The 15,346-nt window shown below is 54.2% G+C and carries 15 protein-coding genes; 10 read left to right on the top strand and 5 right to left on the bottom strand.

The annotated features are described in order from the left end of the window. Window positions 1-294: 294 nt before the first annotated feature. The 3 genes from ABXR19_RS13280 to ABXR19_RS13270 all read right to left on the bottom strand — a co-directional run bounded on the left by ABXR19_RS13280 (window position 295) and on the right by ABXR19_RS13270 (window position 3,019). Entirely contained in the window at window positions 295-906 is a 612-nt protein-coding gene (locus tag ABXR19_RS13280) for a LysE family translocator (protein ID WP_354601621.1), read from the bottom strand. Between the two features lie 217 nt (window positions 907-1,123). Then, window positions 1,124-1,738 carry a tyrosine-type recombinase/integrase gene (locus tag ABXR19_RS13275; protein WP_354601620.1) on the bottom strand — a complete coding sequence of 205 codons (615 nt, stop codon included), beginning with the start codon at window positions 1,736-1,738 and terminating at the stop codon, window positions 1,124-1,126. A 258-nt stretch (window positions 1,739-1,996) separates the two neighbouring features. Next, window positions 1,997-3,019 (bottom strand): integron integrase, encoded by a 1,023-nt coding sequence (locus ABXR19_RS13270; protein ID WP_354601619.1) that lies wholly within the window; start codon window positions 3,017-3,019, stop codon window positions 1,997-1,999. Window positions 3,020-3,172: 153 nt separating this feature from the next. On the opposite strand from ABXR19_RS13270, the gene ABXR19_RS13265 reads away from it, so the two are divergent. The 7 genes from ABXR19_RS13265 to ABXR19_RS13235 all read left to right on the top strand — a co-directional run bounded on the left by ABXR19_RS13265 (window position 3,173) and on the right by ABXR19_RS13235 (window position 8,347). Next, window positions 3,173-3,631 carry a DUF6756 family protein gene (locus tag ABXR19_RS13265; protein WP_354601618.1) on the top strand — a complete coding sequence of 153 codons (459 nt, stop codon included), beginning with the start codon at window positions 3,173-3,175 and terminating at the stop codon, window positions 3,629-3,631. A 613-nt stretch (window positions 3,632-4,244) separates the two neighbouring features. Next, a complete protein-coding gene (locus ABXR19_RS13260) occupies window positions 4,245-4,661 on the top strand; it encodes a hypothetical protein (protein WP_354601617.1) in 417 nt (138 codons plus the stop codon). A gap of 481 nt (window positions 4,662-5,142) precedes the next feature. After that, window positions 5,143-5,391, top strand: a complete 249-nt coding sequence (locus ABXR19_RS13255) for a hypothetical protein (protein ID WP_354601616.1) — start codon at window positions 5,143-5,145, stop codon at window positions 5,389-5,391. Between the two features lie 184 nt (window positions 5,392-5,575). After that, entirely contained in the window at window positions 5,576-6,052 is a 477-nt protein-coding gene (locus ABXR19_RS13250) for a hypothetical protein (protein WP_354601615.1), read from the top strand. 117 nt (window positions 6,053-6,169) lie between these two features. After that, the gene (locus ABXR19_RS13245; RefSeq protein WP_354601614.1) at window positions 6,170-6,718 is read left to right on the top strand and encodes a hypothetical protein; all 549 of its coding nucleotides are present in this window, start codon (window positions 6,170-6,172) and stop codon (window positions 6,716-6,718) included. Between the two features lie 406 nt (window positions 6,719-7,124). Further along, entirely contained in the window at window positions 7,125-7,607 is a 483-nt protein-coding gene (locus ABXR19_RS13240) for a cupin domain-containing protein (protein WP_354601613.1), read from the top strand. 293 nt (window positions 7,608-7,900) lie between these two features. Then, window positions 7,901-8,347: a hypothetical protein gene (locus ABXR19_RS13235; RefSeq protein ID WP_354601612.1), complete on the top strand. Its 447-nt coding sequence runs from the start codon at window positions 7,901-7,903 to the stop codon at window positions 8,345-8,347. A gap of 1,490 nt (window positions 8,348-9,837) precedes the next feature. Here ABXR19_RS13235 and ABXR19_RS13230 read toward each other — a convergent pair. Further along, on the bottom strand, window positions 9,838-10,890 hold the full coding sequence (locus ABXR19_RS13230) for a hypothetical protein (RefSeq protein ID WP_354601611.1): 1,053 nt from the start codon (window positions 10,888-10,890) through the stop codon (window positions 9,838-9,840). Window positions 10,891-11,672: 782 nt separating this feature from the next. Further along, entirely contained in the window at window positions 11,673-11,906 is a 234-nt protein-coding gene (locus ABXR19_RS13225; protein WP_354601610.1) for a helix-turn-helix transcriptional regulator, read from the bottom strand. A 547-nt stretch (window positions 11,907-12,453) separates the two neighbouring features. Between ABXR19_RS13225 and ABXR19_RS13220 the strand changes: the two genes are divergently transcribed. From ABXR19_RS13220 to ABXR19_RS13210, 3 genes are all read left to right on the top strand, one after another. Beyond that, window positions 12,454-13,290, top strand: coding sequence for a PA4780 family RIO1-like protein kinase (locus ABXR19_RS13220; protein WP_354601609.1), 837 nt, complete (start codon window positions 12,454-12,456; stop codon window positions 13,288-13,290). Window positions 13,291-13,543: 253 nt separating this feature from the next. Further along, complete coding sequence (locus ABXR19_RS13215) at window positions 13,544-14,758, top strand: class I SAM-dependent methyltransferase (RefSeq protein ID WP_354601608.1); 1,215 nt, start codon at window positions 13,544-13,546, stop codon at window positions 14,756-14,758. 47 nt (window positions 14,759-14,805) lie between these two features. Next, the gene (locus ABXR19_RS13210) at window positions 14,806-15,213 is read left to right on the top strand and encodes a hypothetical protein (RefSeq protein WP_354601607.1); all 408 of its coding nucleotides are present in this window, start codon (window positions 14,806-14,808) and stop codon (window positions 15,211-15,213) included. The last annotated feature ends 133 nt before the right edge of the window (window positions 15,214-15,346 follow it).

Below are 15,346 nucleotides of genomic sequence, written 5' to 3'. Positions count from 1 at the left end.
CCGAGTCAGCAGCTTCGCCAGAGGGGCTGAGAAGCTGAAGGCGATTTATGCGTTATGAGTTGTGTGGAATGGTATGCCCTAGGCCACCACTGGCTGCTTCCATTGTCCGCATCAGAATCAAGCCGACCCACAAGAGCCATTCGTCTCCGTTCTCTATCAACGGCAACTTCCGCACCATGGAGCAGTCTTTCATCCCTGCAAGCTGCGTGACAAATTTCTGCGCCTCAGCGGTTGAATTTGCAAAAAGAAAACGCTCGAATTTTTTTGCGACTACGATCTCCTGATAACGAAAATTTATCGGGATGCCGACATTGCCACTTTGGCAGCCAAACCTATGAGCACCAAACCGATAAGTCGATCGAACCAGATCAACCGCCCACGAAGCCATTCGAGAACCCGACGTGATGAAAATAAAACAGCGACCAGTCCGAACCATAGAAAGGATTCGCCAACCAATAGCCCCCAGAGAATTGTCGTATCTGTTGTGCTGAGGTCGGGTGTCAGCACTTGAGAGAGGATGGAGCCAAAATAAAGCATGGCCTTAGGATTGAGGAGGTTGGTGAGGAACCCCGTGATGAACGCTTTGCTACCAGCACTTTCAGAACGGGTTTCCGGTAACTCCCCCTTGGAGCGCAAACACTGCATGCCGAGCCATGCAAGATATAGGGCTCCGGTCACTGATAATGCTTTTGAGAGCCACGGCAGAGCTGCAATAACAACGGATAATCCAAGAGCACAAACTAAGACATAAACTCCTATTGCTACAACAACACCCGCAGCAGCCCAGAGCCCCGTGCGACGCCCCGAAACGATAGACAACCTCGTGACGATGGCGAAATCCGGCCCCGGTGAGATAAGAGCAGCGGCGTGAATGGCTAAAACAAGGGCTAGCGCTTCCCAAGACATGATGTTCCTCGGCAATAATTATTAATCGGCACTGAACGAATGCAAGCTTGGGGCCACATTTTACCTGCAAGGTGAAGAGCGGCTAACTGAATTGAAACGGTCATCCGAATGGCAAGTTCGTAGAAGTGTCGACCGGCCGCTTCTGGCCGATTGTACGCATTCAGCATCGTTCCTGAAAGCAGCCGCTCGTGTTCGTCGAGCGGCTGACCCTTATGGGCTAGATTTCTGTTTGCTCCGAAATCTCAAGGGCGTCATCGACCTCGATACCAAGGTAGCGAACGGTACTCTCCAGCTTGGAATGCCCAAGCAACAACTGAACTGCGCGCAGGTTTTTCGTGCGTTTGTAAATCAGCGTTGCTTTGGTTCGTCGCATTGTGTGCGTGCCATAGACCGTCGGATCAAGCCCAACGGCGGCTACCCATTGATGGACAATCCTTGCGTACTGGCGCGTTGAGACGTGCTCTGATGCCCTGAGACGACTGCGGAACAGATACTGCTCGGGTTGCAAATGCGCCCTCTCAATCCATGCGGTCACTGCGGCTCTGGTTGGTTCCGTCAGCTCAAACTGTACGGGGCGTTGAGTCTTTCGCTGCACGACCATTGCCCTCATAAGAATCTGATGACCATGGGTGATGTCGCGCACTCGCAGGTTGACGAGGTCACAACCACGTAACTTGCTATCGATTGCCAAGTTAAACATGGCAAGATCCCGAACCAGACCTTCCTTCTGTAGATGGATCCGGATTGCCCAGATGTCCTTGGGCTTGAGCGGAGGCTTCTGTCCTATCAGTTTGCCTTTGTTCCACGGTTCCCGATGAAGTGTTGATTCCATGACATGACTCCTTTTGTTGATCGGAGTCTTATTCTTGGCACAATGAACGAAGGGCTGCTTTCGGGGAGCATTCCGAATGCGTACAATCGGCCATGAGCTGCCAGTCGCACATCCCCCAGAGCGGCCAATCAGATGGCCGCTTCACTTTGAAACCAGCCAGACAGCCTACGCGTGCTGCTCTGCCAAAGCCTCCATGCGAAGTCGCCCAAAGGAACGTCCGCTGCGCAACACTGAGCGGTCGCCTCAACGGCACTGGGACTATGTTGCATGTCCCGGCTGACTGAGCACTGGCAGCGCATCCATCGGACTACGCACCCCCATTCCTCCGACGTTCAGCACATGGGTGTAGATCATCGTCGTCTTTACATCGGCGTGACCCAGCAACTGCTGCACGGTCCGGATGTCGTAGCCGGACTGCAACAGCGAGGTTGCAAAGGAATGCCGCAAGGTATGTGGCGTGGCGGCCTTTGCGATGCCAGTACTTTGCACGGCACGCTTGAAAGCACGCTGGAATGTCTGGTCGTACATGTGATGCCGGCGCACGATGCCGGAGCGTGGATCACGGGATAGGGCATCCTGGGGGAACACCCAGAACCAGGCCCAAGAGGCGCCTGCATGCGGATACTTGCGCTCCAACGCGTACGGCATCTCCGTCCCACCCTTTCCCGCCGCCTGGTCGGCCTCCCACAGAACCCGAGCCCGTGCCATCTGCTCGTGCAAGCTCGGTATAAGACGCTGTGGCAGCATCACCACCCGATCCTTGCCGCCCTTACCCTCGCGCACGATGATCGCGTTGTGGCTGAAATCTATGTCCTTAACGCGCAGTCGCAAACCCTCTGTCAGGCGCATGCCGGTGCCGTAGAGCAACTGCGCGAACAGGCGATGCTCACCGTCCAGCAGACATAGGATGCGCGCGACTTCCTCAGCCGATAAAACAACCGGTAAGCGATGCCTTACGCGAGGTTTGCCAATTTCATTTAGCCAAGGCAGATCTACGCCAAGCACCTTTCCGTAGAAAAACAGAAGGGCGGACAGCGCCTGCTTGTGTGTGGCCGCAGACAACTGCCGCTCCGACGCAAGCCAGCTCAAAAACTGCTCAACCTCGGTAGCGCCCATCTCCGCCGGATGGCGCAATCGATGGAAGCGGATAAACAGCCTCACCCAATAGACATATACCTTCTCAGTCCTTAGACTGTAGTGAAGGTAGCGGATGCGCTCGCGCAGCTGATCGAGCACTTTTACCTTGGTCAAGGGTGGCAAAACGGGCGTGCTGCTTTTCATGACCTATTTAATACTGTATAAAAATACAGCTTAGTCGCCAAGAGTAAAAATGCAAGCCACTCTCCGGCCGGTCAGTGTTGGAATGTTATCCAGCAGTTGCCGGAGTTATACAGCAGAATTGCTGTTCAAATAGATAGTTAGACCGCAATAAAAATGGATACTGTCGTCGATGAAATCCGAAACGCGGTTGCCGTCTTGAAGCTGCCGCAAGATGCAATGTGCTTGCTTCCAGACGGTCAGAGCCTTGAAGTTTTTAATTCAGCGTTGAACCGTTTTGTATCCGGAGGTGATCGCGCATGGTGGTGGGAATCTTTTCGCGAACCAGGAGCTTCCGTTCAATTCAGCAATGGTGATGGCTGGAAGTACCTTCCGAGTATTGCACCAAGCGAAAATGAAAAGGTTTGGTTTGTTGCTGAAGAGAGCGCACTTCCGCATTATCCTGTATTCGAAACAACACCACGTATTGCTTCTGAGGTTATCTCTCAGTGCTATGCCTTCGAGTATTATTTGGTTGCCAAAGATCTGAGTTGGCTTATATGCGAAACACATCACAATGTTGTGTGTGCCATCGGACCATTAGTGGAGCAGAGACTCCGTGACAATGCGGTCTAACACTACAGTCGAGAGGGACAGCCACAAGCTGCGCTTGTTGGTTCCCTTTGCGCTACGCGCTCCGGCTGCCCCTCACGTCAAACGTTAGACGTCTTCCGTTTCCGATATGCCGCTTACTGTTCACTTAAATCGAGATAGTGTTCATCCCGGTGACGATCTAGAGTCTCACGCATCAACTATCCAAGTTGAAAGCCAAGTGAGTATTGGTGAGGTTCTAGAGCAAGTTAAGCGTAGCTATCTGCCAGGTATTGCAGGCGGTCAAGCCACATGGATCATTAGCTGTTCTGGCAAAGGACCAAGCCCGCTAGGGGTACTGGCTCAACAATGGAAAGAACCAAAACTACGAGTCTCTTTGAGTGTTGTCGTCAGTGAGGTTCTGGACACCACAAGACCAAGCCTCACTTTCGATTACTGGTGCCAAAAAGATCCGGATCTGGTTTTTAATCGAATCGCAGCGGGCAAAGAACCACCGCCACGATAAGGTCGCTAAACAATGAGTGTTGCGCCAAAGACGTCTAACCCTGCAGTCGAGGGGACGGCCAGCAAGCTGGCTTCCCTCGCTACGCTCGGCGCCCCCTCACTTCCACGTTAGGAAAAATCGACTCCGGCCATCATGAAGACAATCAATTCGATACTAAATGCTGGTCCTTCGGCATGGCTAACACTTACATTACTTGGCGCAGCGCTGGCCGGAGCAAACCTCCCTCGTTTTTATGAAAAGAAAACAGCTATAGGCTTCTTTAGACTGCTACTTCATTGCACTGGAAGGTTTGTTTTTTTGGCGACACTTGTGTTTTTTGTTGGAATTCAGGTCACATTTGTATTTATAATACTCGGCGCCGCAGTAGCACCGGCAATTTTCTTATTAATCATCGCACTAATTTTTATTTTTTCATTTTCCCCAATGCTCAATGCAAACAAAAAAATAGATCAAAACAATCCACTCTCCGATCAAGATGAAAGAGATTTCGTGCGCCGAGAAATCGCCCCCGAAACTCAAGATAAAAAAACGTTTATTAATAATTTTTAAAATTGGCCTAACTCATCATTCCAGCGAACCGGCGAAAAGATGCCGTCCGCTGAACTCAAACGTTAGGCCGCAACGCTAATCCACATCACCCGGGTATCACCAATGACACCACCTACTCTCAACTGTGCTCGGCTTGTACGCGATGGCGGAATTGATGCAATGGCGGCGCTGAACGACGCACTGTGCGAAGCGCTTATTGGCCTTCCCCCACAGGATCAGGAGAGTTTGAGGTGTGCCTTTGGTCGCGTGATGGGTGAGGTGACTATAGAAATCATTAACCCCGCCGTTCGGGCATTTCCTGAACTTGACCCAGATGAAGCTACATGGGCTGCAGTTGCCAAGACGCGGGCCACGGAGCGCTCAAATGCGGCCTAACCCGGCGCTCAACCTCGCTCCTTTCAGTCGCTGGACGCTGCGCGATAAAGCCGCGCAGCGCCGGTTAGCTCTACGTTAGACGGCCACTTATTTACACGGAGCATATATGGCTACCGACAAAGAAATCGCAATTCGCGTCCTCGATCTGCAAAAGCGAGCACGAGACTACGCACTCGTCGAGATTCCCAGTTATCGACGTTGGTCTGAACAGAAACTTAACGAGGGAGTATCAGAAGCTCTAATTGCTAATCTTGACGCGAGGAGCGTGTATCTCCTTCCCGAAGAAGTAAACTCTGTCGGTGATGATGAATTTGAAGAACTCCTCTCCGATCTTATAGACACAGTTGGCGAATGATCAAAAATTCAGAAACAAAATCCTCACTATCCCATCGCATCTTGGGCATCACTTCTATCTGCCAGCCAAACTTCATCCGTTGCTTTGGCTCACCGTCTAACCCGGCGCTCAACCTCGCTCCCTTTGGTCGCTGGACGCTGCGCGATAAAGCCGCGCAGCGCCGGTTAGCTCTACGTTGGGCGTCATGAAACCGAAGTTTGAATCCCTCCTCGTCGAAGCTGGAGTTCAAGGCTGTTTTAGCGGTGAAGCTTTTGTTTTTGCTGTCGAGTTCGAGGGCGACACTGCGACGCTCTGCGTAGGAGACGCAGTTGGTATAGGGGCACATGCAAGGAAGGGCAGTCCGCGGCCAATTGCTATTGATGAAGCGACAAGAATCAGAAGTGCGGTAAAAGCAATTTTGGATCAACCACAGAAACTCGCTGGTGGCCGCTCAACGAACGTCCTTAAGGCAAGAGTCGTTTGGACAAAGGGACACTCGACGACTGAATGGAATACGCAGAACAGTGACATTCCGGCAGCTGAGATGTTGGATCTGCTGTCGTCGTTAGCACCCGACAAGCAAGAGGCCATCAAGCAAGCCTACGAAGGCTACTTTGACTGGTCATATGAACTATTGAAACTTGCACAAAGCATCGTCAAAGAGCGGGGCGCGGTGGAGTGAGGTCATGACGCCCAACCCTACAGTCAAGCGGACCGCCACAAGCTGCGCTTGTGGTTCCCTCCGCGCTTCGCGCTCCGGCGTCCGCTTACTTCCACGTTAGGCATCACATAATTGACCATGAAAATTCGACATCTGCTCCTTTTGTTGGCGCTACTTGCCCTGCCTTCCGCAGTATTGGCCCAGGAAGTACAACCAGACAACCGCCCAGTTCCGTTCTCGCAACTGGGCGTGAATCTTCCACTTACTCTTACGCTCCCTGCGGATTACGTGCGCGTAGAGAAGTTTAAGGGCGTAGTTGTGTTTTGCGCGAAAGACGATGAATCACAACTGAAGGATAACGGGGATTTCAACGGAGCGAAACGCGCCGTAGTCTCGATCCGCCCCTCGCCATCCGATTACTACGACGAAAAGCGAAGAGTCTTTTCGTTTGAAAGCCCAGAAGCAACTCAGAGCATCGCAGCGGCGGGGGCCAAAAACTACCAGCTGACAAAGCAGGAAGTACGCGGGGTGCCAGTTGCCTCTATAACCTTTGAGATTGGCTCGCGAAAGATTTACTCGTTGGCTGTCGCATCGGGTTCGGTCTTGATTCGTCTCTCGTACAACGCAAGGTCTGAGTCGCGCGAAATCGATGATCACGTCTGGGCCACAATGGTGGCGGGCTTGTGACGATGCGAATGCCTAACCATTCCGTCGAGACGGACCGCCTGCAAGCTGCACTTGCAGGTTTCCTTCGCGGCTTTGCCGCTACGGCGGCCCCTCACGTCAAACGTTAAAACGTCCGCTTTCCAAAAGCCTGACCGGCGGCAAAGGGTTGGCTTGATTTGGATGCGGACAGTGGGAGCGGAAGGTGGGGGCCTGGGGGCTGCGTAACGGATGCCGAATGCGTACAATCAGGCGGAAGCCGGCCAGGAGCGGACCGTCGTGGTTAGGGTCCAAAGCTGCCGTTCAGGGACATTCCGGGCATAAACAACATTATCTTTTACTATCGCTAATCGTCGGCTTTCCATACGACTGACCACCGGTTTGAAATCGGTTGTGTGTTCGTTAGCATATTTCTGTCTTCGGAGTCTCTATGTCTCAAACGGAAGAGCCAGTTGCAGTTGTCGCCTTGGAGATTTCACCAAGAACAAAGCCGAGCAACTATCCAGAGCCTTTTGCCTCACGCATGGCAGGGAGAGAAAAACGTCCTCTGGCTGATTTTTTTGGTTTGTCCAACTTCGGCGTCAACCTCACTCGGTTGATTCCGGGCGCTGGTTCTGCTCTTCGCCACGCACATGCAACACAGGATGAGTTTCTTTACATTCTTGAAGGCCATCCAGTTCTCGTAACCGATCAAGGTGAAACGGCCCTTGCTCCGGGGATGTGTTCTGGATTTAAAGCTGGCACTGGCAATGGCCATCAACTCGTCAACAGAACAAACTCAAATGTTTTATATCTCGAAATCGGTGACCGCAGCGCGGGAGATTCCGTAAGTTATCCTGACGATGATCTAAAGGCTATTTTTGGTAGCGAAGGAAAATGGCAGTTCATGCATAAAGATGGAACACCCTATTAAGTCGTTCAAGTAACAACGCTATAACAGTTCGCATATTTGTGCCGTGAGCGTCAGCTTTCCTGAAGTCTGAATGGCAGCAAAGAGTCAGCTTGGCCTGGAAAACAGCTTATGGTGGCTCTGAGGCTGCGGAACAGATGCCCAATGCGTACAATCAGGCAGAGGTCGGCCTGGAACGGACGGTCGTTGTTGAGAGCCGAAAGCGGATATTCGTAGGGTGCATGCGGCTCTTCGAAATGTATTCCTGATCGCGCCAACCCTGTGTTCCATTTTTCAATGATTGGAGATTAAGCCCCATGTCATTCGCCTACGGCCTAAGGTCATTTCTTTTCGTTGCGTTGGTTGCGATAACACCGTTTGCCTGGGGGATGAATGAAGATCCCTCTGTATTGGACGCCAGACAGCGGTTGGCGGATGCTTTCTCCGCCAAAGACAAAAAGGCTGTATATGCCCTGATCAGCGATCCATGGGGCGGTTTTCGGTTTTATGAGTCTCAAACCGACGAGTGGTGGGCGGAGGCCGGCAGATCGCTCCGTGAAGCAAAGCGGATCTCCGAGGAAGAGGCTGCGGACCTTTGGGGCGCGACGCGGCCTTATGATACGAATAGAGTCACTTATTCCATTCTCCGAAGTGGAAAGCCACGGGCGATTGGTTTTGTATTACGGAACTCATCCTGGGTGCTTGATCTGAACTCGTTTCTTGGGCCGTTTCCCACTGGTTTGCGTCAGCCTGACCCGCATTGATGTAAAGGCGCTTGTGGCTTGGTTTGCAGGGCTACGGTTTCTGAAGGTCTGCTTTTCTTTTCGCCGTCCGTCCACAAAGGGTCGAAAGGGTGAGTTCGAAGGATCGAAAAACTGAGTTTCAGCTTCAATCAAAACTGAGCGCTCGGTAAGCAACACAGTACAGACGGAATAGATCATCCAGTTGAATGTCGGTGCTGGCCAAAAAACGCTCGTCGGCGTGTGCACATATAAAGGAGGCGGTTTCTACACGCCTATAGCACCTACCGTCGCAATCTGAACCAAAGTCACTCATAACACCCACACGGACTTACCGCCGTCGCCACGCCGGCAGAACGCTCAGATCAATCAGACTGGAGAACAACGGAATGGTGGTATCGCTTCGGGCATTTTCTGGGCGCGCTTGCGATCGCGGTAAGCCCGTTGTCGGGCCGCCGCGTCAACGTGCACCCTCGGGCGCCCAAGGTGTGTCACGGCTTGTTCCAAGGCCCCCAGTTCCAGCGTTTTCGTGTCTTCAGGGTCTTTCATGCTATCGTCCAATCAGCTAATTTATTAATGTAGTTGACGCCTGCTTTCATAATTTATTATGAAAGCGCGGGGCTCCGATACAACGACCGCGTTGTGATAATCAGAGGCTTCCTTTTTGCGTATAGCCACAAAGCCAATAATCGTGCAAAAAATTTAGCCAAAAATGGCACGAAACGATGAAATTCTTTTCGCGACGCGACACAAAGACTCATGCCGATTTTGTAGCGCGTTCAGAAATTCTGCAATCTGAGATGTTATTTTCGTAACACGTTACGAAAACATAGGCCCTGATGAAACGCGTTATGAAAATCGAAGCCTCAATTTTGCGGATAGCACAGCAAATAATAGCCGTGTAAGGGATTTGACCAAAATGGCACAAAACGATGAAATAATTATTGCTGCGCAACACAGCCGTTAAGGATGATTTCGTAACGCGTTATTAAATTCTGCGCTACTAAATGTTGTTTTCGTAGCACGTTACGAAAATATTTAACCTGATGAAACGCGTTATGAAAATAAGCGCCTACATTTTTTCGGATAGCACCGCAAACCAGAGCCGTGTAAAGAATTTGGCCGAAGCAGCGCGCAATTATGAGTTAATTGTTGCGACCCAACACAATAGTTAATGCGTTTTCGTAACGCGTTATGAAACAAAGAGAGTGTTTTTTGCGCGATTTTAAAAAACCAGGCAATGCGTCTTCATCGACCCAATAATTCAGGGAGGATTTGAAGTCAGCTCTCGGCTTTAAGCTCATTTTTCTTGGCTACACGAAAACACGCAACCTGAGTTATTTTTAGTACGCGCCAACACTGCGAGGAAAGTTTGCGTTTTTACACGGTCTGGGTCGCAAGCGGACAAGAACAGAGTCCAGGACGAATGGTGTATTTTGTCGGGGATTTGTTCATTTCTTGGTTGGCAGCAACTACCTAAACTTGAGTCTGATGTGTGGCACGACATCCAGCTCCTATTTCCACTTCACCTTCGACAGCAGCTCACACGCCTTCATTTTTCCAGCGTCGGCACTTTCAACGGGGTATGCGATTGTGTTTATTTCATACCGACACTGGTCATTAGGTTCTATATTCACCCACCAGCATTCGCCGTTATCTGCGGCAAACCAGACAGTTGCGCGCACGTCCATATAAGTGGCTTCCCACAACTCGTATCCAGAATCCAAATTCCAGGCGTTGTTTCGATCCAAAAAATTACGGATTCGCGCTCCTGATACAGACTCAATGGTGACGTTGAGTATCACGAAATTGCTGACGCTAAAGCCTTGCCGCTCGAAAATCAGGAATTTCACATCCACCGACGACGAGATGATATTTTCCAGCGCGCTAGTCACCCGGGCCATGTGGTTGATGCGACAGCCTCTTGCATCAAGTGCGTGTTTGTCTAGGGCAATAACCGCACCTTTGATTTGAATGTCCCCAAGTGCTGGCACAGTACCGCTGCAAAACCAAGCAATGCCGTGGGCCAGGTGAGCCATGTCCTTACCCGTTTTGCTCGCATTTTCGACCTCAAGCGCTAGCCAAGTGTCGTCGATACAAATGAGGCCGTCTGGTATTTTTTTCAGATCGACGCCACGTGCCGTTGCTGTCGCAATAACTTCTCGTTCGGAGCGGAAATCGCCACTTAATTTTGCAAGGATGCCCGCCGCCATCAGGTCATGTTCCCATTGCTGGTCGGGATGCCACAGTCCGCCATCGAAGCGGCCCCAGTCTTTGTTCGTCTTGGCTGTTTCTGAGCCATGCTGGCGTAGCAGGCGGGCTCCCGCTTCACTGAGCACGAGTGCGCGTCCAGCAATCGAGGGCAGGGGGCGCTCAATGATAAGTTTGCGTTCTAGCCAGCCGCGAACCATGCGCTCGGCAGCTTGCCGAGGATATTTCGTATGGGCAAACATAAACTGTCCGAGCTCTGACGCTCGAAGCCACCCAAAGCTCTGAATGTGACTTAGACCCTGCAAATCGTTTTGCAGGCGCAGATGGATGGAGTCGTGGCTAAGGGATGTGTTCATGGCGAGATCTTTCAGGTTCGGGCGGCGGCCCTCCCTGCCGTATAGCGACATAACCACTTCTGCGGAAAACGTCCTCAATGGCCGTGCGCTAGCTCGTCCTGCTACATCCAAATAAGCGTGACCCTCAAGCCTATCCAGCGCGCTCGCATAGTGACTCCTCTGGTTTGCGCGAAGAGTCCGCCTCTTCGAGGCCCTCTAGTGCAATCAAGAGGCACCCTTCGGGTGACTCCGGGCTGGGTCGGCAAAGCCTCCTTGCCGCCCTGCGCGCCCTTGCCGGGCTTGCCTTCGGGGCTGGGTCGCTGCGCTCCTTGCCGCCCCTGCGCGCTGACGCTTGCGCGACTCCCGTGTGGCCTGCGGCCATCTCCTTCGGAGACGCTTTAGCGCACGGGCAAGGCGTTCCAGGGGTTGCTGCGCGCCCCTCCTGCGGCCCTCTCCCTGACGGTCGAGGCTGAAACGCCTTGCCCGTGCGCTAGCGCGCCGGGAGTCGGGCTCCGCCCCACTGCACTGCGGGCCGCAACTCGCTACGCTCGCAGAAGCGGCTCCTCGTTTGCGGCTCCCCGCCGGCTGCCGCCGGACCGTGGGCTAGCGCCCACCGGTCAATCCGTCCAACTCGCCTTGCTCGCAAATGGACGGACTGCCGGCCCCAGCGTTGGTAGGCGTGCGGCTGGCACCCGCAAAGTGGAAGCTGACGCGTGTTGTAGATTAAGTGCAGCACAGGTGGCGTGCTGAGTTGTTTCGTTGGTCATGCAGATCTACGAGGCGAACGACTCTGTTGCTGTGGTTCAGCTACGCTTTCGGCGGGAGAGGGGGGCGGCGAAGCCTTGCTGCTTGTGGCTTGAAGAGAACTCGACTTTTGTTGAGATCCAATACTCAACATCTTCCTCACGCCAACGCAAGGATCGTCCGAGTCGTATGGCTGGTGGCAAGTCGCCACAGGTGTTGAGCCTGTTATAGATAGTTTGGACTGCCAAGCCCGTACACCGGGCGAGCTCCTTTATGTTGAGTAATGCTTGCACCGCGTAATCTCCAATTCACGCCCCAGCGGGGCTATGGGGGGTATAGCTCCATCTCTTGAACGCCGGTAAACCGATCTGCGTTTTTGCTCAAATAGATAGGGTGCGTTGGAAACTTGGGACAAAAATAAACGGGCAGGGCGCAAATTTGGGACAAATTTGCGACAAAGAACAAGGAATTTTAGGTAGAATGGAGGAACTAGAGGTAAGCCAACTTGCTGATTCTTAAGGAAAATGCTTGGTGTGCTTGGGCTTCAAATGGGATTCAAAATCCGCCGCCGCAAGGTGTGGGGGTTCGAGTCCCCCTCCCGGCACCATTTTTAAGGCTTTAAAGGCTTGCCTCGCAACGAGGCGCGGATTATACCGGAGCCCGCAACTTTCTCCTTTCTCTCCTTGTGCTTTGCATCGACTTGTTCTGAATTGAGCATGTCTCGCAGAGCCGCTCCCCGCCTTGCTGTCCAGCCTGCTTGCTTGTACAGGCCCGCGCAGTGAGCCTCTTCAGCCTGTCGTCCTGTACAGTGCGCTTCCGCTTGGATCTTCTTCTTTTCCCATGAAAACTCCCAAAAGACTCGAGCCTCTGGTCGAGGAAGGCCTTATCGACGAGGTGATTGCCCAGCTCATGAGCGGCAAGGAAGCGACGGTTTACGTCGTGCGTTGCGGCGAGAAGATCTGCTGTGCCAAGGTTTACAAGGACGCCGAGCAGCGCAGTTTCCGCAAGGCCGCGACCTATCAGGAAGGCCGCAAGGTCAAGAATAGCCGGCAGGCGCGGGCGATGGAGAAGGGCAGCCGCTACGGCCGCAAGATGCAGGAAGAGGTCTGGCAGAACGCCGAGGTCGACGCCCTGTATCGCCTGGCCAACGCCGGCGTGCGTGTGCCACAGCCGCATCTGTGTCACGAAGGCGTGCTGCTGATGGATCTGGTCGCGGATGCCGATGGCAACGTGGCGCCGCGCCTCAATGACGTGGCGCTCAGCGAAGAGCTCGCGCTGGAATACCACGCTTTCCTGATTAATCAGGTCGTGCGCATGCTCTGCGCCGGCATCATTCACGGCGATCTATCCGAGTTCAATATTCTCGTCGCTGAAGACGGGCCGGTGATCATTGATCTGCCGCAGGCGATCGATGCCGCCAGTCACAGCAATGCGGCCGAGATGCTCGATCGCGATGTGATCAATCTGCGCAGCTATTTCAGTCCCTTCGCGCCGAGTCTGAAAGACAGTCAATACGGCAAGGAAATCTGGGCGCTGTACGAAGGCGGGCTGCTCACTCCGGAAACGCCGCTGACCGGTAAAGTCGAACTGGATGAAAGCGTGGTCGATGTGGCGGCCGTGCTGGAGCAGGTTGAAGAGGCGATCCGTGAGAACGAAATTCGCAAGATGTGCGAATGAGTCTGCCCGCGCCAAAGCAGCCCTGAAGTCCGGCGGCTCGTCTGCGCCTTGCAAGTCGATCCTGATTGGCTATGTTCAACTCATGTGATTCAGCAGGCGTGTCCCTGGCTTTCAGGCGCACACGCAACGTCGCTGTGGCAGGCCTGAGCGCGGAGTTTTTGCGCATTCCGGGTTGAGCGCGCCAGCGGCTTCCTCGGGGTGAGGGGCCGTCTGGTGGTGACCGTCATGGCTTCCTGACGCGGGGGAGAAAAACATGGCATGGGACAGGCAACTCGGGAAATGGGCGGCGCAGTTGCGGCCGCAGATCGCCGTGCCGGCGCGGCTGGCTTTGTGGGACGGACGCGAATTTGACATCGGCCACCAGGGCGAACCACGCGTCACCTTGCGGGCCAACGATGCCTCGGCGCTGGCCTGTTTGCTGCGGCCCAGCCTGGACCGCCTCGGCGAGGCCTATGTGCACGGCGCCCTCGACATCGAAGGGCGCATCTCGGATGTGATCGAGCTGGCCTTCGGATTGGCGCGCAGCACGCATGACCGTCTTGGCCAGCTCGGCAGCGCCCTGCGCCTGTTCCGCCACAACCGGCAGCGTGATGCGCAGGCAATTGCCTACCATTACGACGTGTCGGATGATTTTTATGCCACCTGGCTTGATCCGGAAATGGTCTACTCCTGCGCCTATTTCGAGTGTGGCGATGAAGACCTGGCCTGCGCGCAGCGCCAGAAAATCGACCACATCCTGACCAAGCTGCGCCTGAGCGAAGGCCAAACTTTGCTCGATATTGGCTGTGGCTGGGGGGCGCTGGTGATGCGCGCGGCTGAGCACTATGGTGCCCGCTGCGTAGGCGTGACCCTCTCGCGCAATCAGTACGAGCGTGCCCGGGCAAGGGTGCAGGCGGCGGGGCTGGCGGATCGCGTCGAAATCCGTTTGCAGGATTACCGCGACATCGAGGGGCACTTCGATCGCATCAGCAGCGTGGGCATGTTCGAACACGTTGGCCTCAAGCAACTGCCGGCCTACTTCGGCCGCATCAACGCGCTTCTGGCCGACGATGGTCTGGCGCTGAACCACGGCATTACGACCAGCGATCCGGCCAGCCGCGATACGCCCTTCGGCGCCGGCAGCTTCATCGACCGCTATGTCTTTCCCGGCGGCGAACTGCCGCATCTGAGCCTCGCGCTGCGTGCCGTTCAGCAAGGCGGGCTGGAGGTGATCGACGTGGAAAACCTGCGCCGCCATTACGCCCGCACGCTGACGCTGTGGTCGCAGAATTTCGAGCAGCAGCATGAAACCATCCGTGGTCTCGTCAGCGATGCCAATTTCCGCATCTGGCGCGTCTATCTGATCGGCTGCGCCCATGCCTTCGAGCACGATCTGGTGTCGATCTACCAGATCCTCTGCCACAAGGCCGGACGTCGCGCGGAACAGATCGATTGGTCACGTCGCTACATGTACGCCGGGCGCGCCTGAAGCGGCCTGGCGAGGTGATTCAGACTGACTTTGCGAAGGAGGTTCAGATGAAGATGAAACAGGCAGGGCTTGGTGGATTGCTGGTTTTGGGGCTGGCCGGATGCGCATCGGTCGAGCTGGAGGCGCTCGGCGTGAAAAGTGTTCCCCGCGGCGATGAGGTGTGCTTTCAGGGCCTGGTCAGGAACGCCGGGGGGATCGATGCACAGGGACCGGTCGAACTGATCCTCGGCTCAACGCCGCAAAGTTTCGGTCCGAAGATTACGGTCATGAGCACCACCGTCTGGAACGGTGTCATCGGCAAGAACGGGCAGGTCATCGAAACCGGCGCGTATGCCTGTCAGCCCATGGTTGCCGGTGGGGTGTATTGGGTCGAGCTGCTGGTGGATCCCGAAAACAAGATCAAGGAAATCACGAAGAGCAACAACAAATTCAACGACAGGAATTTCAAGCCCTGACGCGTATGTCGCAGGGCCCGGAGTGATCGTGACGGAAATTTTGTGATGCACGCCTGAAGAGCCTTTCAGGGTGGGCCTGTACAGCCTGCCATGCTGCTCAAGTCTGTCCTGCGCGGCTCTTCAGCTATCCCAT

Source organism: Uliginosibacterium flavum, from assembly GCF_040566545.1.
Lineage (GTDB): Bacteria > Pseudomonadota > Gammaproteobacteria > Burkholderiales > Rhodocyclaceae > Uliginosibacterium > Uliginosibacterium flavum.
The sequence above is the reverse complement of the archived record's forward strand: the minus strand, read 5'-3'. Positions and strand labels throughout refer to the sequence as shown.